Source organism: Flagellimonas allohymeniacidonis, from assembly GCF_004296335.1.
GTDB lineage: Bacteria > Bacteroidota > Bacteroidia > Flavobacteriales > Flavobacteriaceae > Flagellimonas > Flagellimonas allohymeniacidonis.
The window spans coordinates 127,374-152,251 of record NZ_SGIU01000002.1; the positions used below are offsets into that span (position 1 = coordinate 127,374).

A 24,878-nucleotide genomic window follows, 5' to 3' on the forward strand; every position below is an offset into this window, starting at 1 on the left:
AACCATGAAAAAGACATTTGTTATCCTTTTGCTCTTGCCCTCCATCCTATTGGGCCAAGAATTAAAATCCCCGAACGGAAAATTCAGCTTGCAGTTTAAACTGGAAGAGGGAACACCGAGCTATGAGCTTTCAATGAGTGGAGAACCCATTATTGAACCTAGCGGATTAGGATTCGAACTGGTGGATATGCCATCCCTTCTAAGCGATTTTGAAATAAAAAATACGACTACCTCAACTTTCGACGAGACTTGGGAGCCTGTTTGGGGCGAATCAAGCAGCATCCGAAACCATTATAACGAATTGTTGGTGGAATTGGAACAAACCAGCACAAATAGGTTGATGAATATCCGTTTTCGCTTGTTTGATGATGGCCTAGGTTTTCGTTATGAATTTCCTGAGCAGGAAAAACTGGTCTATTTCGTTATACAAGAAGAAAAAACACAGTTTGCCCTAACCGGGGACCACAAAGCCTTTTGGATTCCAGGGGATTATGATACCCAAGAATATAACTATACCACCTCCAAGCTTTCTGAAATTCCTGGATTGATGGATGAGGCAGTTACACCAAATGCCTCCCAAACCCCCTTTTCAAAAAACGGAGTGCAAACGGCTTTAATGCTCAAAACCGATAAAGGAATCTACATCAACATCCATGAGGCGGCTTTGGTTGAATACGCTTGCATACATTTGGAGGTCAATCCTGGGACATTTGTTCTTGAATCTCATTTGACCCCCGATGCGCAGGGAAAAAAAGGGTATATGCAATCCCCAAGGAACACCCCATGGAGAACCGTAATTGCCAGTAAGCATGCGGGGGATATTTTGTTGTCCAATATCACATTGAATCTTAACGAGCCCACAGCTTACGAGGACACCTCATGGATTAAGCCCGTAAAGTACATAGGGGTTTGGTGGGAAATGATCACCGGTAAAAGCTCTTGGGCCTATACAGATGTCCCCAGTGTTCGATTGGGAGAAACAGATTTTGAAAATGCCATACCCAACGGAAGGCATGCCGCCAACAACGAAAAAGTAAAGCGCTACATTGACTTTGCAGCAGAACATGGTTTCTCACAGGTTTTGGTAGAGGGCTGGAATGTAGGTTGGGAAGATTGGTTTGGTAAATCCAAGGATTACGTTTTTGACTTTTTGACGCCGTATCCTGATTTTGATGTAGTCATGCTTAGGGATTATGCCAAATCAAAAGGTGTCCGTCTAATGATGCACCACGAAACTTCGGGATCTGCTCGTAATTACGAACGATTTATGGACAAGGCTTACCAGTTTATGGCTGATAACAATTACAATTCCGTTAAAAGCGGGTATGTGGGCAATATTATTCCAAGAGGTGAAACTCACTACGGGCAATGGATGGTGAATCATTACCAATATGCCTTGGAAAAGGCTGCAGAATATAAAATTATGGTCAATGCCCATGAAGCGGTTCGGCCAACAGGTTTGAGCAGAACCTATCCTAACTTAATTGGAAACGAATCCGCTAGGGGAACTGAATACGAAGCCTTTGGTGGAAATACCCCAGACCATACTACCATTTTGCCATTTACACGGCTTATTGGGGGTCCGATGGATTATACACCAGGTATATTTGAAACGGATATGACAAAATTGAACCCTGATAACAAATCCAGGGTCAATACTACCATAGCCCGCCAGTTGGCGCTCTATGTGACCATGTACAGCCCTCTCCAAATGGCTGCCGACTTACCGGAGCACTATGAGCAACACTTGGATGCTTTTCAGTTCATAAAAGATGTCGCCATAGATTGGGATACTTCTCTGGTTTTAGAGGCAGAACCTGGTGATTACATCACTTATGCACGTAAGGAAAAGGGGACCAACAATTGGTTCGTAGGACGCACAAATGACGAGGAAACAAGAACCTCAAATATTGATTTTAGCTTTTTGGATAAGGATAAAACTTATGTTGCCACTATTTATAGTGATGATGCCACAGCCCATTATTTAACCAATCCAAAGGGTTACAAAATCAGCAAGTACCGAGTGACCCCAAAATCAAAGCTAAGCCAGATGTGTGCTCCAGGAGGAGGTTATGCTATCAGTATTATGGAGGTAAAGGACAAAAGTGAAACCAAAGGTCTAAAAAGACTTTAATCGCAATTTCATTTGCTGTAAAGGGATTTCGCGATTAATGTATCTTTGCAGCCATGATTAAAATCAAAACTGCAGAAGAGATTGAATTGATGCGGGAAAGTGCACTGGTAGTGTCCCGCACTTTGGGTATGCTTGCTTCCGAAATAAAGCCCGGGGCCAATCCATTGAAATTGGACAAAATGGCCGAGGAATTCATCCGGGAACAAGGGGCAACTCCAGGATTTTTGGGAATGTACGACTTTCCCAACACCCTAAATTGGAGTCCTAATGCGCAAGTGGTTCATGGTATCCCTAACAATGACCCATTGAAGGATGGGGATATCATCTCGGTGGATTGTGGCGCCCTAAAAAATGGCTTCTATGGAGACCACGCATATACCTTCGAAGTTGGAGAAGTTACGGAGGACACCCGAAAGCTCCTTCGGGTTACCAAAGAATCGCTTTACATAGGAATTCGAGAATTCAAAGCTGGCAATCGAGTTGGAGATGTCGGCTACGCCATTCAAAGGTATTGTGAAAGTTATGGCTACGGTGTGGTTCGAGAGTTGGTGGGTCACGGATTGGGAACCGAACTTCACGAAGATCCCCAAATGCCCAATTATGGAAAACGGGGTCGAGGAAAAAAGTTTGTGGATGGTATGGTTGTGGCCATTGAGCCTATGATCAATATGGGAACACGTCGCATAAAGCAATTAAACGATGGTTGGACCATCTTAACTGCAGATGGAAAGCCCAGTGCCCATTTTGAACATGATGTGGCCTTAATCGACGGTAAACCCGAATTGTTATCTACCTTCCAGTACATTTATGATGCGTTGGGCATACAGAGTGATGAAGAGGAAGAGTTTAGAAGTAAAAAGTTGCAATTATAGCCATTCGTTTCTTTTTCGACAGATTTCTACTGCATGAAAAGGCTTTTTAGATTTTTTCTCAATCTTATTCCGAGACCTTGGCTTATTAAGTTAAGCTATTGGGTAAGACCACTTATAGCTTTTTCCCTTAAAGGAAATCGATTTATCGATCCCATTGATGGAAGAACCTTTAAGAGCTTTTTGCCCTATGGATATGAAAATCCAAGGGAGAATGTATTATCCCCTTCCACCCTGTCGTTGGAACGACATCGTTTGCTTTGGCTTTACCTTCAAAACGAAACAGATTTCTTCAAAAAAAATCAAAAAGTACTGCACTTCGCTCCAGAGCAAGCGTTCCACAAGAGATTTAAAAAGCTCAAGAACATTGAATATACCACCACAGATTTAAATTCTCCCTTGGCCGAAGTAAAGGCTGATATCTGTAACCTACCGTTTGAAGACAACTCCTACGACGTAATTTTATGCAACCATGTTTTGGAGCATATTCCGGATGATACGACGGCCATGCGCGAGTTATATCGGGTTTTGAAACCTGGTGGATGGGGCATTTTCCAAATTCCACAAGATTTAAGTCGGGCGTTTACTTTTGAGGATGATTCGATAACCGACAGAAAGGAAAGGGCCAAAATCTTTGGTCAGTACGATCACGTGCGCATTTATGGCCGTGATTATTTTGACAAACTAAGGAGCGTGGGCTTCAAAGTGCAAGAAGTGGATTATACCGCTAAGCTTTCTTCGGACGAGGTGGAAAAATATAGACTTGCCAAAGGAGAAATCCTTCCGGTGGTATCCAAATAATCAGTTTTGTACCAAATGTTGGAATCCTGGGGTCATAAACTCTTGGGTTTTTCCTTCCTCATCAATATAAATGATGTAAGCCTCCAATTCGTCGCGTTCCTCCAAGAGCAATTGAGAATCTTTTAAATCCATGGCCATAAACGCTGTGGCGAAGGCATCCGCTTCAGCGCAGGTATGGGCCACAACACTGGTCGCTAATACACTTGAATTTTTGGTATACCCCGTCTTTGGATTTATCGTATGCACGTATTTCATTCCTGTTTTTTTATCAATCCTGAATTTTCGGTAGTTACCAGAGGAAGCCATAGCCTTGTTTTCAAGAGAGACAATGCGCTTCAATTGTCGGCCTTCTTCAGCCTGGGGATCGTCTATTCCAACGGTCCACTGTTTTTGCGAGATAGGATTGGTGCCTTTGGTCAAAACCTCACCCCCTACCTCGACCAAATAATTGGAAATTCCCTTTGCATCGAGCATAGCACCCAAACGGTCAATGGCATATCCTTTGGCAATCGCATTGAAATCAAAGTAAATGGATTTGCTTCTTTTTCGCACCGTATTGTTTTCAGTCAAATTGACTTTGTCAAAACCCACATAATCCAACAAACTGTCCACCCGCATGTTATCGAGTTCAATTTGTTCTCCAGGTCCAAATCCCCAAGCATTGACCAAAACACCAACCGTAGGGTCAAAATAGCCCTTGCTGTAGCCATGGATTTTTTTCGAAAGCTCAAAAACTTCTTGGAACATATGGTCCACTACAATAGTTGAATCACCCTGATTGATCTTTGAAATATCCGAAGTAGGAATATAGGTGGAAAGGGATTGGTTCATGACCCGAAATACCGAATCGATTTCTTGTTGAAAGTCCAGAGGCTCATCAGCAATATAAATTATCGAATAGGTGGTACCTAAGGCATTTCCGACGTTTTGATTTTTGACGAGTTCTTTTTGACAAGCAGTGAAAAATACCAACGCAAGAAGCAACAAAACTCTTTTTATCATCTTATATTTCTATTAATCCCTGATATTCCACAATATACTCCTCGTTCAATAGAACCGGTAAGTTTTGGTCCGAGGCATTGGAGAGTCCCACACCTGCAAAATAGGTTTTGGCCTCAAACTTGTCTGCGTGCGACTTTACCTTTTGCATTAAGGCATCGTCAAAATCTCTAGGGTCATCTGGAAAAACTACATTGCGAACTACTATAAAATGCAATGTTTTTTCCTTTAAACACACATATTGCGGATTCTTTCTGGGCTTGCTGTTGATGGCCATAAACTCGAAACCATCCGCCTCTAGCTGACGTCCCACAATGTTCATCGCCAAGTTGTGTAATTCCTGTTCTGTTAATTCTCTGCTCATCGGAAACAAAAGACCGATGCTTTAGGGCATCGGTCAGGTTTATTTTAAAATACCACTCGAACAAGCTCGAGAGGATAAGGGACTAAATATCTATTATCCGCCAAAATCGTCAAAGCGTATATTCTCATCTGGAATACCGAAATCCTCTCCCATTTTCTGAACAGCCTTGTTCATCAATGGAGGACCGCAGAAGTATAATTCGATATCTTCAGGTGCCTCGTGATGGTTCAAATAGTTGTCTATAACGCAATTGTGGATAAATCCAACAAACCCATCACCTTCGGCGTCAATGTCCTTTTTTACTTTCCAGTTATCTTCTTCCAAAGGCTCAGAAAGGGCCATATAGAATTTAAAATTAGGAAACTCACGTTCCAATTGCTTGAAGTGGTCGATGTAGAACAATTCTCTTTTCGAACGTCCTCCGTACCAATAGGTAACCTTCCTGTTTGTTTTCAAGGTTTTGAAAAGGTGATATAAATGCGAGCGCATAGGCGCCATACCGGCTCCACCGCCCACATAAAGCATTTCTGCATCGGACTCGTTGATGAAGAATTCACCAAACGGACCTGAAATGGTAACATCGTCCCCGGGCTTCAATCCAAAGATGTAAGAGGAGGCAACCCCAGGGTTGACATCCATCCATCCATTTTTTGAACGGTCCCACGGTGGCGTGGCAATACGCACATTCAACATAATTTCACGCCCTTCTGCCGGATAGGAAGCCATGGAATAGGCTCGTTCGACAGTTTCGGTATTTTTCATCACCAAGGGCCACAGATTGAACTTATCCCATTCGTTTTTAAACTTATCTGGAGTTTCATGTTCCTCAGGATGCGCGGTGATATCTATGTCTGCATACTTTACTTCGCAAGGTGGTATCTCGATTTGAATGTATCCTCCCGCCTTGTAGTTCATATCCTCCGGAATCTCAACAACAAACTCTTTGATGAAAGAAGCCACATTGAAGTTCCGAACCACCTTGGCATGCCATTTCTTGATTCCGAAGACTTCCTCTGGAATGGTAATTTCCATATCCTGCTTCACCTTCACCTGGCAGGCCAAACGGGCACCTTCATTCAATTCTTTCTTGGAAAAGTGCGGTGTCTCTGTTGGAAGTGCCTCTCCCCCACCAGAAAGTACGTGGCATTCACATTGGATACAGGTTCCCCCTCCTCCACAAGCGGAAGGCAAGAATACTTTTTGGTTTCCCAAAGTTGATAAAAGTGAACTCCCAGAGGCCACTTCAATTTCCTTTTCTCCATTAATGGTAATGGTCACGGGTCCTGATGGAGCCAACTTTTCTTTGGTAAATAGTAATAGTGCCACCAAAAGCAGCAATAAAATAAGGAACGATACAACTGTAATTAGAATGGTACCCCCTGTACTTGCGGCTAAAATCATCTTTACTTGTTTATGACTTCGTTATAAGAGACTGCCTTCTCTTCGTCCTCAATCTCTTTTTCAATTTTCTTTTCTTCAACTTTTTTTGCTGTGGACGTATCTACATCCTCAGGTGGCTCATTGTCTCCGGTCAACATTCCCCCGAAACTCTGAAAACCAATTCCCATCAATCCAGTGATGATGAAAGTGATTCCCAATCCACGAAGTGGAGCCGGAACATTGGAATATCTGATTTTTTCCCGAATGGCCGCAATGGCCAAAATGGCCAAAAACCATCCGATTCCTGAGCTAATCCCATAATTCAAGGCCAAGCCCAAGGAAGGTATTTCCCTAGCTTGCATGAAGAGTGATCCCCCGAGAATGGCACAATTCACCGCAATCAACGGCAAAAATATACCCAAGGAATTATAAAGTGCAGGAGAAAATTTCTCAACAACAATCTCCACCAATTGCACCATTGTGGCAATGGTTGCAATGAATAGGATGAACGACAAAAAGCTTAGGTTGTAATCCGCATATTCTGGACCCAACCAGGCCAATGCCCCATCTTGTAGCAAGTAGGTGTCCAACAACCAGTTCAAAGGTACTGTTACTCCCAAAACAAAGATTACAGCGGCACCAAGTCCTACTGCAGTACTTACCTTTTTGGAAACCGCCAAATAGGAACACATCCCCAAGAATACGGCAAATACCATGTTGTCGATGAAGATGGACTTAAAAAATAATTCTATATGCTCTAACATAACTTCCTCTTTGTTTTTATGCTTCTTCTATCAATGCTCTGTTTCTTGAACGCTGCACCCAGATAATAATCCCAACTACGATCAAAGCCGCAGGAGGTATGATCATAAATCCGTTGTTTTCATAACCTATGGAATACAATCCTGTTTTCGCTACAGGGTCTCCAAATACTGGAATCCCAAAAAGCGTTCCCGATCCCAAAAGCTCACGGAAAAATCCGACGATAATAAGGATAACACCGTATCCAAGGGCATTTCCAATTCCATCTAAAAAGGACCTCCAAACACCGTTGCCCAAGGCAAAGGCTTCAAAACGTCCCATGATAATACAGTTGGTAATAATCAATCCGATAAATACCCCTAGGGTTTTGCTCAGTTCGTACGCAAATGCCTTGAGCACTTGGTCCACCATAATTACCAATGAGGCCACGACAACCAATTGCACAATAATCCGGATTTTGGATGGTATCAAATTTCGCATCAAGGAAATCACAACATTCCCGACGCCCATCACAAAAATTACGGATAGGGCCATTACAACAGAAGCTTTTAATTCAGCGGTAATCGCCAAGGCGGAACAGATTCCCAATACCTGAATGGTAATTGGGTTGTTATCAGCCAAAGGGTCTAGAATCAGATTTGCATCTTTCTTGGATAGTAAGGCCATATTAATTGGATCTAATCGTTTTTAAATAAGGTTCGTAAAGCTTCAGGCTTTCTTTGATCATTGCAGTAACTCCGTTACCAGTAATTGTGGCACCGGCCAGGGCATCGACTTCATTATCGTCTTTATCGGTGTTAGCAGGATCATTATTTCCTTTGACCACCCCAATACCAGCAAACCGATTACCTTCAAGAAGAGACTCACCTATAAAGTCATCCATGAAATAGCGCTGCTTGATATTGGCCCCAAGTCCTGGTGTTTCGGCCTTGTGATCGAAATACACGCCTTGTACCACCATATTTTCATCCAAGGACATAAAACCCCAAATGGCGTCCCATAATCCTTTTCCATACATCGGTAAGATGTAGGTTTTCTTACCATCCTTCTCACCAATAAAAACGGGCAACTGAGCTTCCTGACCATTTTTCAAAGCACTGATCTGCTTTTTTAGGTCAATCAGGTATGCCTCGCTATTTTCCTCAACACCACTATTGGTAATCACCAATTGCTTTTGAATGTATTTTGCAAACTCTTCTTCAACAATATCAGTGGGGACAAAGCTCACATCACCGTTTCCTTCATTCTGATTCACGCCCATGGCATACAGAATATTTTGTTGCTTCTCGAACCGTTCGTTCTCATCGATTCGAGGTCGAAGTCCAGAGGCAAAGAAGGCCAAAATGGATCCTACCACTACCACCATGATGACAGCAAAGAGTACGGTAAAGCTATTTTTTTCAGTGTCTATCGCCATTGTTATACAGTTTCAGTTTTTAATTCTTCCACCTCACCGGATACTTTAGGGAAGATGGTTGCATTTTTCAATCGCTTCATTCTTCGTTTTACGTTTCCTCGAACTACGTAGTGATCTATGGTAGGAGCAAAAACGTTCATCAATAGGATTGCCAAGAATACACCTTCCGGATATCCTGGGTTGAATACCCGAATCATAACGGACAGGAATCCAATCAAGAAACCATAAATCCATTTGCCTCTATTGGTTTGGGAGCCTGTAACTGGGTCTGTGGCCATGTAGACAATACCGAAGGCCAAACCGCCAACAAGCAGGTGTTGCCAGAACTCAAAGCTCATCAATCCATAAAACTTGCTGTATTCAGGAATCCATTCGGCAGCAACTATTCCATTGAATATAAGTCCCATAGCCAATGATCCCACTACGGCACTCACCATTATTCTCCAAGAAGCGATTTTGCTAAAAATCAAGAACAGACCTCCCAAGAGAATTAGGAATGTGGAGGTTTCACCTACCGACCCTGGAATGAATCCAAAAAACATTTCGGAAAGATCATATTTAGCGAACATCTCAGTATTGTTGCCCTGGGCCAGATATCCCAAAACCGTTTCACCTGAAATGGCATCGGCAGTACCGGCTCTATCGACAGCACCGTGCACCCAAACTTTATCACCACTCATCCAAGTAGGGTATGCAAAGAACAAGAAAGCCCGAATGGTCAAAGCAGGATTCAAGATATTCATTCCCGTTCCTCCAAACACCTCTTTTCCTATTACAACACCAAAAGCAACGGCAACAGCCAACATCCAAAGTGGCGTATCAACAGGAACAATAAGGGGAACCAACATCCCGGTCACTAAATACCCTTCTTCCACTTCATGCCCTTTAATTACAGCAAATAGAAACTCAATGGCCAAACCTACTCCGTAGGAAACCACAACTATAGGTAGTACGGTTATTGCGCCCAACCAAAAGTTATCCCATGTAATAAAGTGCTCTAAAACCGAGAAGTTTTCTGGAAAACCATTTATGGCAGAATAGTGCTGATAGCCAGCATTGAAAATCCCGAACAGCAAGCAGGGCACCAAGGCCATAATTACTGTGTTCATCGTGCGCTTTAGGTCGTCAACTGCTCGAACGTGACTTCCAGAATGGGTTGTTTCGTTAGGGCTGTACAAAAAGGTGTGCAAAGCGTTGAACGCCGGTGCCATTTTTTTGCCCTGATACTTCAATTTAGTTTGATGTAACTTTTCTTTCAATCCCATGTTTTATCCAATTTCTTGATACAATAAATCCAGTCCTTCCCTGATTATTTGCTGGTGCGGTTGTTTGGAGATACAAATGAACTCTGTTAAGGAGAAATCCTCAGGGGCCACTTCATACAAGCCCAACTGCTCCATTTCATCCAAATCCTTAACCATGCAGGCCTTAAGCAACTGCAAGGGGTAGATGTCCAATGGGAATACCGCCTCATATCTGCCGGTGACCACAAAGGCCCTATGCTCTCCATTGGTATTTGTATCCAAATCATATTTTTTGTTCGGCTGCATCCACGAAAAGGTCAGTGCCCTTGTGGAGGATATTTTGTTGAATACCGGTTTGTTCCAACCAAAGAACTCGTAATCGTCACCTTCCGGTATGGCCGTAACCGTATTATTATAAAACCCTAAATGACCTTCCGGATGCGTCTTAGATCCTGTGAGCACATCTCCATTGATCAATCTGAACTTTTCTTGACTTACTCCACTCGCATACAAAAAGGTAGAAATCTCAGCGCCAATCTTGGTCGTGTAATACTTGGGAGATTTTACAACCGAACCTCCCAAAGCTATAGTTCGCTCAGCATTGAACTTCCCAGTAAGGAATAACTCACCAATTATGACCAAATCCTGCGGGCTTATGGTCCATACCACCTCCCCTTTATTGACGGGGTCTATTTTATTTATTTGGGTTCCTACGAGCCCAGCGGGATGCGGGCCACTCACCTTATGCAAGGTAATACCCTCCAAACCGGCCAAAGGAGATTGGCTCGATTTACCAACTGAAACATGTATTTTTCCCGGTGTTAATGTCCTTAAAGCACTTATTGCCGCTTGAAGCTCAGCTTCCTTTCCCTGCAAAACAAAATCTGGGTCTGCCGCTAAAGGTGCTGTGGCGTATCCGGAAATAAAAATGGCTTTGGGAGTGGAGTCAGGGGTGGCAATAATGTCATAGGGCCTTTGTTTGATGAAGGGCCATGCACCTGATTGAAGAAGAAACTTGCGCACTTCATCAGCTTCAGCCTTTTCGACATCCATTACTTTGTGCGAAGTGTACTCCTGTGTCTTGTCCGCTAGTATTTTAAGCGTCAAAATTCTTCTTCTTGCTCCTCTTACAATTTCCACTAGCTCACCACTAACCGGAGAAACAAATAACATTTCCTCGTTAGCTTTATTGTAAAACAGAGGCTCCCCAGCTTTGACCTCGGCTCCTTGTTTTACCAACATTTTAGGTGTAATTCCGTGAAAATCGTCTAGGTTCAGGGCGTATACGTTACTTAAAACGGCTTTGGAAGTTGTCTTTTCAGCCGCCCCGACGAGATTGATGTTCAATCCCTTCTTAATCCGAATGTCTTTAGACATATTGGTAGACCTTTTATTATGAAAAATTGGTCGCAAATTTACTACTAAAAGCATTCTTTTCATAATAATTGACCACAAAAAACGGGATTACAACGAGCTAAATTTGGTAGGCACACTTTTTGTTTACCTTTACCCAAAAATTGGGTCCCAAATGCGTTTGATGATCAAACAATTTATATTGCTGTTGTTTACTTCAGGTCTTGTTGCCCAAGTGCAAGAAGAGGTAAATCCACCATCCAACATAAAAACGGTGATTTTTCGTGGTCCGACGGAAGATCAATTCCCTGTTATTAAAATTGGCGAAACCATTACCCTCGAGTTTGACGACCTTACCGCCAGCGAGCAGGATTACTATTATAAAATTGTTCACTGTGATTACGATTGGACACCATCGCAGCTTTTAAAGTCACAATATTTAGTGGGCATAGACAACCAGCGCATTATTGACTACGAAAACAGTTACACCACCTTGCAACCGTATTCGAACTATCGCTTAAGCATCCCCAATGAGAACATAAGACTTAAAGTGAGCGGAAACTATGTTCTTGAAATCTACAACATGCAAGGGGACCTGCAGTTTTCAAGAAGGTTTGTAGTTTATCGTGATTTGGTTCAGGTTGGTGGCGCAATTAGACGCTCCCGCGATTTCAACTTTCTCAACGAAAAACAGGTCGTACAGTTTTCCATAAACACTGCTGGTTTTCCTGTGGTGAATCCCAAAAAGGAAATCAAAGTGGCCATTGTTCAAAATCATTTTTGGCCCACTGCGCTCTATAACATCAAACCACAATTTACGGTTGGCACAGAATTGGTCTATCGCTATGATCAGGAGACCAGTTTTTATGGGGGAAATGAATTTCTCAATTTTGATACCAAGGACCTCCGGACCACTTCTTTTGCCATTTCCAGAATTGAATTGGAAGACGTTTACAACCACTATCTTTTTACCAACGAGTTTCGATATGATCAAAACTATACCTACTTTCCCGATATCAACGGAGATTTTGTGGTAAGGACATTCCAAGGCCAAGACGAAGCGCGGGAAGCGGAGTACACCCGGGTACATTTTAGCCTACCCTATTCGAATGAAATTGGTCTGGACAATGTATATGTCATTGGGAAGTTCAACAACTACACCATTGAAGAGGAGAATCGAATGGAATTTAATGAGAAAGAAGCTAAAATGGAGCTCTCCCTTTTGATGAAACAGGGGTTTTATAACTACAAATATGTTGTAGAACGTGAGGATGGCTCCATAGATCTCAACTACGTGAGCGGCAATTTTCACTTCACCGAAAACAACTATTTAATTTTGGTGTATTACCGCGATTTTGGGGATATGTACGATAGCCTCATCGGCATTGGCTCCATTAATTCGAGAACTATTAGCAATTAATTATCTTTATCGATAAACCGACCAGCGCTATGGAAAACAAACCAACCCTAATTTCCAAGGGGCGTTACGAGTTGAAGTATCGTGGAGACCAATGTCTGAATTGTGGCCATCCATTGGACGTAAGCGATAAATACTGCCCTAATTGCTCTCAGGCCAACAGCACCAAGAAACTTGTTCTTAAGGATTTCGTGGATGAATTTTTTTCAAGCTTGGTGAATTACGATTCCAAACTGCTAAAAACCCTCTATGCGCTGTTGGTCAAACCGGGAACGATTACCAAGGACTACATTGAGGGAAAGCGAATTTCATATACCAATCCTTTCCGGTTTTTGCTGAGTTTGGCCTTCATCTATCTTCTGATGTTCGGTTACAACAACAATTTTTCAAATTTGGACCGAACGGTAAAGGGGTTTGATGGTAAAATCAATCAATCCGGACCCATATCCTTTGATTTGGAATCAGGTTCAATAAATACGGATAGTACAGTAATAAGGGAAGAAACTGAAAAGGTGCTAAAAAAACTGGATTCCCTCGGTGAAGGTAATTCCAACCTTACCGACCAACTTCAGGTACTGGATTCCCTTGGGGTTTTTAGTTCAAAAAAAGAAATCGATGAAGATTCGCTTATTTTGGCAAATCCCAGAGCCTTTTATGATTCCATCAATCTTAAAGAATCGGCAAGTAATCGCTTTATCAACAAGATAGACTTCTTTGCAACATTGATCAAGGACGATTCCATTGTAAATCTTTCAGAAGCGAACACCAGATATCAAATTCCGGAAAGCCGAGGCAATAAAATGGCTTTCAATGCGGCCAACAGCCTTTTAAGGGTTGTTGCACAACCAGGTAATTTTGTAAACGCGACGATTTCGAAAATGCCGTTTGTTATTTTCTTGTTCTTGCCGATCTTCACGGTCTTCATTTGGTTGGTGTACATCAGAAAAAAATATACCTACACCGATCATCTCATCTTTAGCTTTCACAACCAATCCCTATTGTTTATCTTGCTCATCCTTAGTCTCATAATAGACGCTATTTTTGATGGGGCCAGCTCAGGTATTTTTCTGACCATTTTCGGTTTTTATCTGTATAAGGCCATGCGAAAATTTTATGGACAGGGTAGGTTTAAAACGATTGTCAAATACCTCTTTCTGAACACCATTTTTGCTTTACTGGCATTCTTTACAGTGGTGTTATTGTTTACAGGAAGTGCATTTACATATTAAAACTATGTTCACGCAAGTCACAAAAGGAATCAAGGTTTCTGTACAAACCACATTTGAGGGTACTTTTTTCAAGAACTACAAAATGCACTATGCCTTTGGGTATACTGTGACCATTGAAAATCAAAGTAAAAACACGGTACAGCTCACGGCCAGACATTGGGATATTTTTGATTCTTTAAAGGAAATGGAAACTGTTGATGGGGAAGGTGTAATTGGCAGAAAACCGGTCATTAAACCTGGTAAATCCCATACCTATAGTTCGGGCTGTTTATTGGCTTCCCCGGTTGGAGCCATGCAGGGCTATTACCATATGGTGAACCTAGGCACATCGGAAGAGTTTGAAGTGGAAATCCCCACTTTTAAATTTGCCGCTCCCTTTGCCATGAACTAATCAATTTCATTTTACAATCGTTCCTCCTTTTAGTACCTTTGTTGGCATTTTAAATCTAAAAAAATCACCGACATGGGAAAAGGCTTCTTTCAAGTTCCAACTGCATATAACGAACCTATAAAAAGCTACGCTCCAGGCACACCTGAGCGGGAGGAAGTACTTCAACAATACAAGGCATATTATAACGCAAAGGTTGAGGTTCCTTTATATATTGGCGCACAACAAGTGAAGACGGGAAACACAAAACCCATGTCACCACCCCATGAGCACCAACATGTTGTGGGTCACTATCATATTGCCGATAAAAAACAGGTTGAAGAAGCTATAGCAACGGGTCTGGCGGCACGGGAACAATGGGCCAACCTGACCTGGGAACAACGAGCTGCCATCTTCTTAAAAGCAGCTGAATTGATTGCCGGTCCTTACCGTGCAAAAATCAATGCAGCCACTATGATGGCCCAATCAAAAACCATTCACCAAGCAGAAATCGATGCCGCCTGTGAGTTTATAGATTTCCTCCGTTTTAACGTGGAGTATATGTCACAGATATATGCTGAACAACCTGAGTCTTCCGATGGTATTTGGAACAGGGTCGAATACCGACCTTTGGAAGGATTTGTATATGCCATTACCCCGTTCAACTTTACTGCCATTTCAGGAAACCTTCCTGCCAGTGCCGCCATGATGGGGAATGTGGTGCTTTGGAAGCCCAGCGATAGCCAAGTGTATTCCGCAAAAGTAATCATGGACGTTTTTCAGGAAGCGGGGCTCCCAGACGGAGTCATCAATATGGTAATGGGTGACCCTGTTATGATAACAGAAACGGTGCTTTCCAATCCAGATTTCTCAGGACTTCATTTTACCGGTTCCACTTTTGTCTTTAAAGAACTTTGGAAACAAATAGGCAACAACATCCATACCTATAAAACCTATCCCCGCATAGTTGGGGAAACAGGAGGTAAGGACTTTATTGTGGCCCACCCTTCGGCAAAACCTCAACAAGTGGCTACTGCGATTGTCCGCGGAGCTTTTGAGTTCCAAGGGCAAAAGTGTAGCGCGGCCTCAAGGGTCTACTTACCGAAATCCACTGCGGATGAAATCTTGGATTTGGTTAAAAAAGACATTGCTTCGTTCAACAAACCTGGATCCCCAGAAGATATGTCCAACTTTATAACAGCTGTAATCCATGAAGGCTCTTTCGATAAATTGGCTAAATACATTGATCAGGCCAAAACGGATAAGAACGCTGAAATTATTGCTGGTGGAGGGTACGACAAATCCGTAGGGTATTTTGTGGAGCCTACGGTGATTTTGACCACTGATCCCAAATACACCACCATGGAAACCGAACTTTTTGGGCCTGTGGTGACCATCTATGTGTATGAGGATGCAGAGTGGTCCGAAACTCTGGAGTTGGTAGACACCACCTCCGAATATGCACTTACGGGAGCTGTAATATCGCAAGATCGATATGCCATCGATGAAGCCACCAAGGCCTTGCAAAATTGTGCCGGAAACTTCTATATCAATGACAAACCCACAGGTGCTGTGGTAGGGCAACAACCCTTTGGAGGAGCAAGAGCTTCTGGAACCAACGATAAGGCTGGTTCTGCACAAAATTTGTTGCGTTGGGTATCACCACGTTTGATAAAGGAGACTTTTGTCACGCCAGAGGATTACAGGTATCCTTTTTTGGGGTAATTTGTCCCTAACATGCGTGCCTTTTTCTTAATTCCACCCGAAGTCCAATTACTGGACATTACTGGTCCGGCCCATTTGTTTTACGAGGCAAAGGAGTATGGTGCCGAAATACAGGCGCATTATCTTAGCATGGAGGCCTCCGGTCAAGAAATTTCCAGTGCTGGTCTGGCACTGGGCAATTTGAAATCTTTTTCGGAATTTTCATTGACCCAAAACGATTTACTTTTTATCCCCGGTCTGGAGTCCCATCTTTTTTTCTCTGATGATTTTCCCAAGAAAAATCAGCCGTTTTTGGAATGGCTTCCGACTCAATATAAACAAGGTGCCAAAATCTGTTCCGTATGCACTGGGGCTTATATTTTGGCATTCGCCGGATTGTTGGATGAAAAAGAGTGCACCACACATTGGAAGTATTTTAATGATTTTTCCGAACGCTTCCCCAAGGTCAAATTGCTGCAGGATCGATTATTGGTAAAAGATGGCAATCTCTATTCCAGTGCAGGGGTTTCATCTGGAATTGATTTGGCCCTATTTCTTTTGGAAGAATTATTTGGGTCGGTCTTTGCTTCAAAAATAGCGAAGGAGGTCGTTATTTTTTTGCGACGCTCGCCGGGAGATCCCCAACTCAGCGTATTCTTGCAATATCGGAACCATATCGATACCAGAATCCATCAAGTTCAAGATGCCATGGCCCAAAATCTGTCCGAAAAAACCTCTATTGAAGATTTGGCCGAAAAAGTATATATGAGTCCTAGAAACTTGACTCGGCTTTTCAAAAAAACAACTGGCATTACCATAGGTCATTACTTGGACAAACTTCGTGTAGAAATGGCCATAAAACTACTATCCAAAGGGGAAAAGGTGAGTTCGGTATCGAACTCCTGTGGACTCAAGAGCACCAATCAACTCCGAAGCCTTCTTAAAAAATATACCGCATCACTACCCTCTGAGTTCTCTAGTTAGCATGTCCCAATCCTGCGTTTGATTGTCCTTTTCAATTCCATGACGCAGGGTTAGCTTTGTACTTAAATCATCAAAAAATGAACAGGATCGCTCAAATATCTATTTTCTTTTTTAGTATATTTTCTATCATGGCCCAACAAAGTGCCAACACAGAATCTAAGTACATTTGTCCTCCGTGCAGTAGTAGTTGCGACAACATTGAACATGAAGAACCAGGAGTATGTTCACATTGCAATATGGTGCTTATGAAAAAAAATGATTCAAAAACTATTGCCTTTTACCTTCAAGATGGGGTAGAGGTATTGGACTTTGCAGGTCCCATGGAGGTTTTTGCCTATGCCGGCTATCAAGTATTTACAGTCTCAGCGACCAAATCCCAGATTAAATCACAAGGCATCCTAAAGGTCACACCTGACTACAGCATTGAGGATGCTCCCAATGCTGATATTCTGGCTTTTTTCGGAGGAAATTCCAATGTGGCGGTTCAAAATCCCAAAGTAATCGATTGGGTAAGACAGCAAGAAAGCGTTCAATACCATTTTTCGGTGTGCACAGGTGCCTTTATTTTGGCCGAAGCTGGGGTGCTCGATGGAAAAACAGCAACTACTTTTCACAACGCATTGGAAAATTTGGAAGGCTCCTATCCCAAAGTAGATGTTCGAAAGAATGTTCGTTTTGTTGACAACGGAAATGTAATCACAACGGCAGGTATTTCCGCAGGAATTGACGGTGCCCTTCATTTAGTTGCCAAGCTACAAGGAGTGAATGTCGCCAAGCGAACAGCCTTTTATATGGAATATGACAACTGGAAATTGGGCGACGGCCTTATTTTGTCAGATGACAATCCGTACACAAACCAAATATCGATTACCAGTTTAAGCGAATTTGAAGGCACTTATGAATATGAAAATAATCAAAAAATCGAGTTAAAACTCAATGCTGGCAACAAGGACCTTTTTGCAGTGATTGATGGTATGTCACACCCCATTTACCATGAGAGGGGAGATACGTTTTCCAACGAAACCAATAGACCCATACATTTCAAAAGGGATTCCAAAGGAAACATTTTGGGGTATTCCCTAACCGGCGATGGTCCGCTATTTAAAAAGCTATGGTAGCAGTTCCAAAGCAACCTTTGTGATAGGGCTACATCTTTGAGGAAACCTCTGCGATGAACAAACGTGTATCCCTTCTTTTAGTGCCCCTAGTCTTTTTGTTTATTTCTTGCTCTTCTGATGACGATGGTGTGGAGACCGCGAATCTTCGGGTCAATTACTACACATTGCCCTGTACAGGTTCTTTTCCAACAGATTGTTTACAGGTTCAAGAAGGCAATGAAATTGGTGGTTCCAGTTGGTTTAATTTCTTCGGCACCATAGAAGGATTCGAGTTTGAGCCCGGTTTTGTATATGATTTGCAAATTGAAAAGACCCGGATTGAAAATCCTCCGGCTGACGGGTCCTCCTATTCCTTGCGGCTTGTTCGTTTAGTTTCAAAGAGTGAGGTGGTTTGCACTTTTGAAGACCCTGTAGCGGATTTGGAATGGCTTAGCAACGAAATCCGGCGAAGGGAAATTCAAGCCAATGATGAAACTAAGTATTGTTACATTTCGCAGGCCGAACTGGACGGGGAGCCTGTATTTCTTTATTTTGATTGCAACCCACTGATCAACAAAGTGATTCCTGTTTTTGATTGTTTGGGAAGAGCATTGGGTCATTTAGGGCCAGAGAGTGTTGATCCTGCCAACGTCTCCAATTACGAAATCATCTGGCAACCCGAAGATTTTGCCTGTATCGTTTTGTAAGTGCTCAGCCTTTGAATTTTTGTGGCAGATATACCACTTTTTTGGTTTCGAAAAATGGCTCGGAAAAATAATCACTAAGATCAAAGATTTCGGCATTAGGAAAATTTTGTAGTTCCTCGGTCAAATCCCCTCCCTTTAAATAAAGAATGCCATTTCTCCGCTCATGGCTCGATTGTTTTTTGATTTTTCCTTTGGTCCATCGTACAAAAGTTGGCATGGCAGCAACTGCCCGGCTCACTATAAAATCAAACTGATCTTCCAAATCCTCTACTCTGGTATGAATGGCCTTCACATTTTTTAATTCAAGACCATCAATTACCTCTTGAACCACTTTTATTTTTTTCCCAATGGCATCGACCAAGGTAAATTGGGTTTCTGGGAATAAAATAGCCAAAGGAATTCCCGGAAATCCTCCCCCGGTACCAACGTCCAGTATTTGAGAACCCTCATTAAACTGCTGAATCTTGGCTATTCCCAAAGAATGAAGCACGTGCCTCAAATACAGTTCATCGATATCCTTCCTAGAAACCACATTTATTTTGCTGTTCCAATCCTTATATAGCAATTCCAGGGCTTCAAAAAGCTCCTTTTGATGGTCGGTGAGCGTCGTAAAATAGGGATAGATTAGATCAACATTCATTAGGTAAGCTGTTAATTTCAACAAAATTAATACTTTTAGGCACCTTAACATCGTTTTGTAAAAAGGCAACAAAGTTGAGAAGTCAATTTGGTTACCTTTGTAAAAAAATATTTTATGGATAAGAATACCATCCGGTTTTCAAGAAAAGACTCTGCACAATTTTTTAGAACACTGAATAAAAGAGTCAATCAATATTTCGCAGAAAATAAGATTAAGAAAACCGGTAACTGGAAACTTCACCTGAAGACCATTGTGATGTTTGCCGTCTTTTTAACTCCCTATTTTTTGATCTTGACATTAAATCTTCCCTTTTGGGGCTATTTGTTACTGTCCATAACGATGGGCGTTGGAATGGCCGGGGTTGGTATGAACGTGATGCACGATGGTAACCATGGTTCCTATTCGAATAAAAAATGGGTCAACAAGATCATGGGAAGCAGTATTTACATCTTGGCAGGCAATGTATACAACTGGCAAGTACAGCACAATGTATTGCATCATACATATACCAATATACACGAGCACGACGAGGACATGGAAGCAGGAAGAATCCTTCGCTTCTCAAAGCATGCAGAGTGGCAAAAACACCATAGATTCCAACATTATTATTCCATTTTTCTATATGGTTTACTGACCTTTAATTGGGCCGTGACCACAGATTTCCAGCAAATGTATCGATACATGAAGAGGAGATTATCTTATGGTAAATTGCCCAACCCAGTAATCAACTGGAGTACTTTGGTCATCACCAAAATGCTCTACATAACCATTTGGATAGTCTTACCGCTAATTTTTGTAAGCGTTGCCTGGTGGCAGGTATTGTTGGGCTTCTTTATTATGCATTATGTGGCGGGCGTAATTTTAAGTGTCGTCTTTCAATTGGCCCATATTGTGGATGATGCGGAAACTCCTCTTCCTGATGAAAGTGGGACAATGAAAAACACTTGGGCCATACATCAACTGTTCACTACAGTGAATTTTGGCACCAAAAACAGAATTGTGAACTGGTTTACGGGAGGATTGAACCACCAAGTTGAGCATCATATTTTTCCAAACATCAGTCATGTTCACTACACAAAAATTTCCAAAATTGTGAAACAGACTGCCAAGGAATTTAATTTACCTTACAACGAATATAAAACTACCAGAAAAGCTATAATTTCGCACTTCAAACATTTGAAGGAATTGGGTAAAAATCCCGCACTTCAGTACCAGTAAAACCAAAAATCAATGAGCACGCATTTATCCGATCGGATTCAGAACATGTCCACATCGGCGACCTTGGCTATGGCGGCCAAGGCACGTGAATTGCGCAACCAAGGCAAAGACATTATAGGACTAAGTTTGGGGGAGCCCGATTTCAATATTCCTGATTTCATTAAGGAAGCCGCCAAACAGGCCATTGATGATAACTATAGCAGTTATACCCCCGTGGATGGGTATGCTGAACTAAAAACTGCTATCTGCAACAAGTTCAAAAGGGACAATAATCTTGATTATACTCCCAGCCAGGTGGTGGTCTCAACAGGTGCGAAGCAATCCCTTTTCAATGTGGCCATGGTTATTCTAAATCCTGGTGAAGAAGTCATTTTACCCGCACCTTATTGGGTAAGTTACAGCGACATTGTTAAACTGACAGAAGGAGTCCCTGTTGAAGTAAAAACGAGTATTGATACCGATTTCAAGATGACCCCTGAGCAGTTGGAGGCGGCAATTACGCCCAAAACACGTATGCTTTGGTTCAGCTCTCCTTGTAACCCAAGTGGGTCGGTTTATAGCAAATCTGAGCTTGAAGGGCTTGCCCAGGTCTTAAGAAAACATCCTGATATTTATGTAGTTTCCGATGAGATATATGAGCATATCAACTTTGTTGGAGGTCATGTCAGTATTGCGGGGATTGATGGCATGTATGACAGAACCATTACGGTCAATGGAGTTTCAAAAGCCTTTGCCATGACCGGATGGCGGATTGGGTACATTGGAGCTCCCGAATGGATAGCCAAGGGATGTACCAAACTTCAAGGTCAGGTAACAAGCGGGGCCAACGCCATTGCACAGCGCTCCGTAATCACAGCTTTGAAAGCCCCGGTTTCCAAAATCCAATTCATGATTGATGAATTTCATCAACGAAGGGATTTGGTATTGAAGCTTTTGGGTGAAATAGAAGGGTTCAAAGTAAACGTCCCTGAGGGTGCTTTTTACGTTTTCCCAGATGTATCGTCTTTCTTTGGAAAGACCCTAAACGGAACCGTGGTCAACAATGCATCGGACTTTGCTTTATATCTGTTGGAACACGCCAATGTGGCAACGGTAACCGGAGAAGCTTTTGGAAATCCCAATTGCATCCGTATTTCGTATGCGGCTTCGGAAAATGAGCTTCGGGAAGCTATTTCAAGAATTGCTGCGGCAGTCTGATTCAAAGTAACAAAATGAAATGAAATCCCTTAGGATGTAAACCCTGAGGGATTTTTTATATCCTTTTCCAAAAATAGGGGGTCAATAGTATAAGCACGGTGAAAAGCTCAAGCCGGCCCAGTAACATTAAAAAACCACACCACCATTTTCCAAGATTCGGAAGACTATTGTAATTACTAACTGGGTTTAAATCCCCCAGAGCGGGCCCTACATTCCCTAAAGAGGAGGCAGAACCTCCAATGGCTGAGATGAAATCAAGCCCAAGAAAACCCAAAAACAGGGAACCAATAATAAAAAGCAGCATATAAAGCACAAAAAAGGCTATGATATTGTAAACGATATGTTCCGTTACCGTTTTACTATTGTAGCGAACAGGAATTATCGCATTGCTATGAAGGGTACGCTTAAATTCCAATATGCCATTTTTGATAATCAATATATGGCGCATGACTTTGATACCCCCGGCAGTAGACCCTGCTGAACCTCCCAAAAACATTAATCCAAAGAAAAAAACCGTCAAAAACGGTGTCCATCCCGTAAAGTCTGCGGTTACAAAACCCGTGGTGGTCACCACAGCCACCACTTGGAAGAGCGCATGCCTAAAAGCGCTTTCCCCTTCTCCCCAAACCATGGGATGAAAATTGGAAACAGGTACTTCAGCCCTAAAGTATACGACCAATGCGGCTAAAATTGTAAAAAGTACCAAGAAGCTTAGATAATACTTGAACTCTTCGTCCTTCAGGATTCGTTGGACCTTTCCGGTAAAGGCAAAATAGCTCAACACGAAGTTACTCCCGGCCAAAATCATAAAGAGAATCACGATATACTGCACCAAGGGTTGATTATTCCAATAGGCCAAGCTGGCATTCTTGGTAGAGAATCCACCCGTGGAAAGCGTGGCCAAACTATGGTTTATGGCATCAAAAAAAGACATACCGGCCAATTTCAATAACAAAGTCTCAGCAACGGTATACCCAAAATAAATGAGCCATAGTCTTTTAGCAGTGTCCGTTATTCTTGGGTGTAGTTTATCGCCTGCAGGGCCAGGCGCCTCGGCCGCAAATAACTGCATCCCTCCTATTCCCAATAACGGTAAGATGGCAATCGCCAATACAATAATCCCCATTCCTCCAATCCAATGGGTCAAACTTCGCCAGAGAAGAATCCCTTCAGGCAAAGATTCGATATCATCCAAGATGGACGCTCCCGTGGTGGTATATCCTGATATGGTTTCAAAAAATGCGTTGGTAAACGAAGGGATGGCACCGGAAAAAAGGTAAGGCAGGGTCCCCGAAATAGACATAATAATCCATCCAAAGGTAACCACAATATAGCCCTCCTTTCGCTTTACTTCCTTCTTGTGCCCCCGGGTGTAAAACATGGCCATCACCCCAAAAAGCATGGTAACAATGGCAGCCAATGTAATATCCAAAGTAGCTCCGTCTTGACAAATACCACTTGTAAACGCAGCCAAAAGCATAAAAGAGCCGTTGCACAAGAGCAACAAGCCCATAATGTGAACAATAATTCGCGTATTGAGCCCCATTAAAGGAATAGCTTTTCAATTCTCGGAATAGCCTTGGGAAGGCTGCACACCACAACTCGGTCACCTTCCAGTATTTTGAAATCCCCCAAAGCGATGATTCCTTTGCCATCTCGTATGACCCCACCGATGATAGCCTCTCTTGGGAAATCCAGTTCCTTGATGATTTCCCCATTTACAAGGGAAGTTGGCTTTACCTCAAACTCCAAAATCTCTGCATTGAGATTGTTTAAGCGGGTGAGCGCCAAAACCTCTCCCCTTCTGATGTATCTAAAAATATTATTGGCAGCCAGTAGTTTCTTATTGATAAGGGTATCTACACCAATGGACTGGGACAACTGGAAGTAGTCCATATTTTCAACTAGCGCAATGGTCTTTTTAATTTTCTTGGTTTTTGCCACCAAGCAAGACATAATATTGGTCTCAGAATTTCCAGTAACGGCAATAAAAGCATCCATGGAATCCAAACTCTCCTCGTCAAGTAACTCTACATTTCGGCCATCTCCATTGATGACCAAGGCATGTGGTAGTTCATCGGCAATGTCAAAGGCTTTTTCTTTATTTTTTTCGATAAGCTTTACATTGAATTTGTTGGCGCAAAGATCTCTAGCTGTCTTATACCCCACTTTGCTACCTCCCAAGATCATTACATTCTTGATTTCGCGCTTTTGCATACCTGTGAGCTTGTACAACTCATCAACGCCCTCATCCGAAGTTATAAAATAGACTTGGTCTCCTTCCTTGAATACGGTATCTCCCCTGGGAATTACCGTGAATTGGGTCCCCATTCGCTGTAAGGCTATGGGCATAAAGTGCAATTCTGGAAAAATATTTGCGGCTTCTTTTACCATCTTGCCAACAAAAGGAGCAGATTTAGGAAGAAAAACACCAATCATGATCAACAACCCTTCCTCAAACTCGTAGGTATCGTTGAACGCAGATTGGTTGAGAAGGAGCTGAATTTCCTCTGCTGCCAACTCCTCTGGAGAAATCAGTTCGTCTATACCAAGTTCCTCAAATTTAATGAGGTCTCGATTGTCCATAAATTCAGTGTTGGATATTCTGGCAATGGTACGCTCGCATCCCAATTGTTTTGCTAAAAAGCATAGTGTAAGATTGGTGGTTTCCGAGGCGGTCACACCAATTACAAGGTCCGAGGTGTCGACCTTGGCCTCACGAAGCACCTCAACCGATGTGGCGTCTCCTCGAAGTACCCGTATATCCAAATGGCTATCGGCATAGGCCAAGCTTTCCTTGTCCGTATCGATCAATGTAATTTCTTGGGCTTCGTAAGACAATAGTTTTGCCAAATGAAAGCCCACCTCACCTGCTCCAGCAATAATGATCTTCATCGATTAATAATAAGAGAGTTTCTTTGAATCGACCTTTTCCGAGGTCGTATTGTGATAAGTTTTGGATCATCATCCAAAAAGCTACTATCGTGCATAAAAT

The 24,878-nt window shown here is 42.4% G+C and carries 23 protein-coding genes; 12 read left to right on the forward strand and 11 right to left on the reverse strand.

Features of this window, described 5'->3' with window-relative positions:
* Positions 1–4: 4 nt before the first annotated feature.
* Genes EW142_RS08865 through EW142_RS08875 form a run of 3 tightly spaced genes read left to right on the forward strand, consistent with a single transcriptional unit; the run spans position 5 to position 3,804 of the window.
* Positions 5–2,134 (forward strand): glycoside hydrolase family 97 protein, encoded by a 2,130-nt coding sequence (locus EW142_RS08865; RefSeq protein WP_130612863.1) that lies wholly within the window; start codon positions 5–7, stop codon positions 2,132–2,134.
* 53 nt (positions 2,135–2,187) lie between these two features.
* Entirely contained in the window at positions 2,188–3,006 is an 819-nt protein-coding gene (gene map / locus EW142_RS08870) for a type I methionyl aminopeptidase (RefSeq protein WP_130612866.1), read from the forward strand.
* A 33-nt stretch (positions 3,007–3,039) separates the two neighbouring features.
* Entirely contained in the window at positions 3,040–3,804 is a 765-nt protein-coding gene (locus EW142_RS08875) for a class I SAM-dependent methyltransferase (protein ID WP_130612869.1), read from the forward strand.
* Here the strand turns inward: EW142_RS08875 and EW142_RS08880 are convergent, their stop codons facing one another.
* The 8 genes from EW142_RS08880 to EW142_RS08915 form a co-directional block, all read right to left on the reverse strand.
* The gene (locus EW142_RS08880) at positions 3,805–4,806 is read right to left on the reverse strand and encodes an FAD:protein FMN transferase (protein ID WP_130612872.1); all 1,002 of its coding nucleotides are present in this window, start codon (positions 4,804–4,806) and stop codon (positions 3,805–3,807) included.
* Between the two features lies 1 nt (position 4,807).
* Entirely contained in the window at positions 4,808–5,167 is a 360-nt protein-coding gene (locus EW142_RS08885) for a Na(+)-translocating NADH-quinone reductase subunit F (RefSeq protein ID WP_130612875.1), read from the reverse strand.
* 93 nt (positions 5,168–5,260) lie between these two features.
* A complete protein-coding gene (gene nqrF / locus EW142_RS08890) occupies positions 5,261–6,568 on the reverse strand; it encodes an NADH:ubiquinone reductase (Na(+)-transporting) subunit F (protein WP_130612878.1) in 1,308 nt (435 codons plus the stop codon).
* A gap of 2 nt (positions 6,569–6,570) precedes the next feature.
* Positions 6,571–7,311: an NADH:ubiquinone reductase (Na(+)-transporting) subunit E gene (gene nqrE, locus EW142_RS08895; RefSeq protein WP_130612881.1), complete on the reverse strand. Its 741-nt coding sequence runs from the start codon at positions 7,309–7,311 to the stop codon at positions 6,571–6,573.
* Between the two features lie 16 nt (positions 7,312–7,327).
* Entirely contained in the window at positions 7,328–7,975 is a 648-nt protein-coding gene (locus EW142_RS08900) for an NADH:ubiquinone reductase (Na(+)-transporting) subunit D (protein WP_130612884.1), read from the reverse strand.
* Between the two features lies 1 nt (position 7,976).
* Entirely contained in the window at positions 7,977–8,726 is a 750-nt protein-coding gene (locus tag EW142_RS08905; RefSeq protein ID WP_130612887.1) for a Na(+)-translocating NADH-quinone reductase subunit C, read from the reverse strand.
* Between the two features lie 2 nt (positions 8,727–8,728).
* Positions 8,729–9,991, reverse strand: a complete 1,263-nt coding sequence (locus tag EW142_RS08910; protein WP_130612890.1) for an NADH:ubiquinone reductase (Na(+)-transporting) subunit B — start codon at positions 9,989–9,991, stop codon at positions 8,729–8,731.
* A 3-nt stretch (positions 9,992–9,994) separates the two neighbouring features.
* Positions 9,995–11,347, reverse strand: coding sequence for a Na(+)-translocating NADH-quinone reductase subunit A (locus EW142_RS08915; protein ID WP_130612893.1), 1,353 nt, complete (start codon positions 11,345–11,347; stop codon positions 9,995–9,997).
* A gap of 151 nt (positions 11,348–11,498) precedes the next feature.
* Between EW142_RS08915 and EW142_RS08920 the strand changes: the two genes are divergently transcribed.
* The 7 genes from EW142_RS08920 to EW142_RS08950 all read left to right on the forward strand — a co-directional run bounded on the left by EW142_RS08920 (position 11,499) and on the right by EW142_RS08950 (position 18,828).
* Positions 11,499–12,743 carry a type IX secretion system plug protein gene (locus EW142_RS08920; protein ID WP_130612896.1) on the forward strand — a complete coding sequence of 415 codons (1,245 nt, stop codon included), beginning with the start codon at positions 11,499–11,501 and terminating at the stop codon, positions 12,741–12,743.
* A 29-nt stretch (positions 12,744–12,772) separates the two neighbouring features.
* The gene (locus EW142_RS08925; protein ID WP_130612899.1) at positions 12,773–13,969 is read left to right on the forward strand and encodes a DUF3667 domain-containing protein; all 1,197 of its coding nucleotides are present in this window, start codon (positions 12,773–12,775) and stop codon (positions 13,967–13,969) included.
* Positions 13,970–13,973: 4 nt separating this feature from the next.
* Entirely contained in the window at positions 13,974–14,360 is a 387-nt protein-coding gene (gene apaG, locus EW142_RS08930; RefSeq protein ID WP_130612902.1) for a Co2+/Mg2+ efflux protein ApaG, read from the forward strand.
* Between the two features lie 72 nt (positions 14,361–14,432).
* On the forward strand, positions 14,433–16,061 hold the full coding sequence (gene pruA / locus EW142_RS08935; RefSeq protein ID WP_130612905.1) for an L-glutamate gamma-semialdehyde dehydrogenase: 1,629 nt from the start codon (positions 14,433–14,435) through the stop codon (positions 16,059–16,061).
* Between the two features lie 12 nt (positions 16,062–16,073).
* Positions 16,074–17,024 (forward strand): GlxA family transcriptional regulator, encoded by a 951-nt coding sequence (locus EW142_RS08940; RefSeq protein WP_130612908.1) that lies wholly within the window; start codon positions 16,074–16,076, stop codon positions 17,022–17,024.
* Positions 17,025–17,269: 245 nt separating this feature from the next.
* Positions 17,270–18,142 carry a DJ-1/PfpI family protein gene (locus tag EW142_RS08945; protein WP_130612911.1) on the forward strand — a complete coding sequence of 291 codons (873 nt, stop codon included), beginning with the start codon at positions 17,270–17,272 and terminating at the stop codon, positions 18,140–18,142.
* A gap of 53 nt (positions 18,143–18,195) precedes the next feature.
* Complete coding sequence (locus tag EW142_RS08950) at positions 18,196–18,828, forward strand: DUF4377 domain-containing protein (RefSeq protein WP_130612914.1); 633 nt, start codon at positions 18,196–18,198, stop codon at positions 18,826–18,828.
* 4 nt (positions 18,829–18,832) lie between these two features.
* Here EW142_RS08950 and rsmG read toward each other — a convergent pair whose 3' ends face one another.
* The gene (rsmG, locus tag EW142_RS08955; RefSeq protein ID WP_130612916.1) at positions 18,833–19,468 is read right to left on the reverse strand and encodes a 16S rRNA (guanine(527)-N(7))-methyltransferase RsmG; all 636 of its coding nucleotides are present in this window, start codon (positions 19,466–19,468) and stop codon (positions 18,833–18,835) included.
* Positions 19,469–19,582: 114 nt separating this feature from the next.
* Here rsmG and EW142_RS08960 point away from each other — a divergent pair, with 114 nt between their 5' ends.
* On the forward strand, positions 19,583–20,686 hold the full coding sequence (locus EW142_RS08960) for a fatty acid desaturase family protein (protein WP_130612919.1): 1,104 nt from the start codon (positions 19,583–19,585) through the stop codon (positions 20,684–20,686).
* A 12-nt stretch (positions 20,687–20,698) separates the two neighbouring features.
* Complete coding sequence (locus tag EW142_RS08965) at positions 20,699–21,883, forward strand: pyridoxal phosphate-dependent aminotransferase (RefSeq protein WP_130612922.1); 1,185 nt, start codon at positions 20,699–20,701, stop codon at positions 21,881–21,883.
* 55 nt (positions 21,884–21,938) lie between these two features.
* On the opposite strand, the gene EW142_RS08970 is transcribed toward EW142_RS08965, so the two are convergent.
* Together EW142_RS08970 and trkA are read right to left on the reverse strand one after the other, a co-directional pair.
* On the reverse strand, positions 21,939–23,429 hold the full coding sequence (locus EW142_RS08970; RefSeq protein ID WP_130612925.1) for a TrkH family potassium uptake protein: 1,491 nt from the start codon (positions 23,427–23,429) through the stop codon (positions 21,939–21,941).
* Complete coding sequence (gene trkA, locus EW142_RS08975) at positions 23,429–24,778, reverse strand: Trk system potassium transporter TrkA (protein WP_130612929.1); 1,350 nt, start codon at positions 24,776–24,778, stop codon at positions 23,429–23,431. Before trkA ends, EW142_RS08970 begins: the two co-directional genes overlap by 1 nt.
* Positions 24,779–24,878: the final 100 nt, after the last annotated feature.

Excerpts from the sequence above, each read along its gene's own strand:
- EW142_RS08970 (WP_130612925.1), bottom strand. The coding sequence starts at position 23,429 with ATGGGGCTCAATACGCGAATTATTGTTCACATTATGGGCTTGTTGCTC.
- EW142_RS08965 (WP_130612922.1), top strand. The coding sequence starts at position 20,699 with ATGAGCACGCATTTATCCGATCGGATTCAGAACATGTCCACATCGGCG.
- EW142_RS08875 (WP_130612869.1), top strand. The coding sequence starts at position 3,040 with ATGAAAAGGCTTTTTAGATTTTTTCTCAATCTTATTCCGAGACCTTGG.
- trkA (WP_130612929.1), bottom strand. The coding sequence starts at position 24,778 with ATGAAGATCATTATTGCTGGAGCAGGTGAGGTGGGCTTTCATTTGGCA.
- EW142_RS08910 (WP_130612890.1), bottom strand. The coding sequence starts at position 9,991 with ATGGGATTGAAAGAAAAGTTACATCAAACTAAATTGAAGTATCAGGGC.
- EW142_RS08885 (WP_130612875.1), bottom strand. The coding sequence starts at position 5,167 with ATGAGCAGAGAATTAACAGAACAGGAATTACACAACTTGGCGATGAAC.
- EW142_RS08960 (WP_130612919.1), top strand. The coding sequence starts at position 19,583 with ATGGATAAGAATACCATCCGGTTTTCAAGAAAAGACTCTGCACAATTT.
- EW142_RS08880 (WP_130612872.1), bottom strand. The coding sequence starts at position 4,806 with ATGATAAAAAGAGTTTTGTTGCTTCTTGCGTTGGTATTTTTCACTGCT.
- EW142_RS08945 (WP_130612911.1), top strand. The coding sequence starts at position 17,270 with ATGAAAAAAAATGATTCAAAAACTATTGCCTTTTACCTTCAAGATGGG.
- EW142_RS08905 (WP_130612887.1), bottom strand. The coding sequence starts at position 8,726 with ATGGCGATAGACACTGAAAAAAATAGCTTTACCGTACTCTTTGCTGTC.
- EW142_RS08865 (WP_130612863.1), top strand. The coding sequence starts at position 5 with ATGAAAAAGACATTTGTTATCCTTTTGCTCTTGCCCTCCATCCTATTG.
- EW142_RS08950 (WP_130612914.1), top strand. The coding sequence starts at position 18,196 with ATGAACAAACGTGTATCCCTTCTTTTAGTGCCCCTAGTCTTTTTGTTT.
- pruA (WP_130612905.1), top strand. The coding sequence starts at position 14,433 with ATGGGAAAAGGCTTCTTTCAAGTTCCAACTGCATATAACGAACCTATA.
- EW142_RS08940 (WP_130612908.1), top strand. The coding sequence starts at position 16,074 with ATGCGTGCCTTTTTCTTAATTCCACCCGAAGTCCAATTACTGGACATT.
- apaG (WP_130612902.1), top strand. The coding sequence starts at position 13,974 with ATGTTCACGCAAGTCACAAAAGGAATCAAGGTTTCTGTACAAACCACA.
- EW142_RS08925 (WP_130612899.1), top strand. The coding sequence starts at position 12,773 with ATGGAAAACAAACCAACCCTAATTTCCAAGGGGCGTTACGAGTTGAAG.
- map (WP_130612866.1), top strand. The coding sequence starts at position 2,188 with ATGATTAAAATCAAAACTGCAGAAGAGATTGAATTGATGCGGGAAAGT.
- EW142_RS08920 (WP_130612896.1), top strand. The coding sequence starts at position 11,499 with ATGCGTTTGATGATCAAACAATTTATATTGCTGTTGTTTACTTCAGGT.
- nqrF (WP_130612878.1), bottom strand. The coding sequence starts at position 6,568 with ATGATTTTAGCCGCAAGTACAGGGGGTACCATTCTAATTACAGTTGTA.
- rsmG (WP_130612916.1), bottom strand. The coding sequence starts at position 19,468 with ATGAATGTTGATCTAATCTATCCCTATTTTACGACGCTCACCGACCAT.
- EW142_RS08900 (WP_130612884.1), bottom strand. The coding sequence starts at position 7,975 with ATGGCCTTACTATCCAAGAAAGATGCAAATCTGATTCTAGACCCTTTG.
- EW142_RS08915 (WP_130612893.1), bottom strand. The coding sequence starts at position 11,347 with ATGTCTAAAGACATTCGGATTAAGAAGGGATTGAACATCAATCTCGTC.
- nqrE (WP_130612881.1), bottom strand. The coding sequence starts at position 7,311 with ATGTTAGAGCATATAGAATTATTTTTTAAGTCCATCTTCATCGACAAC.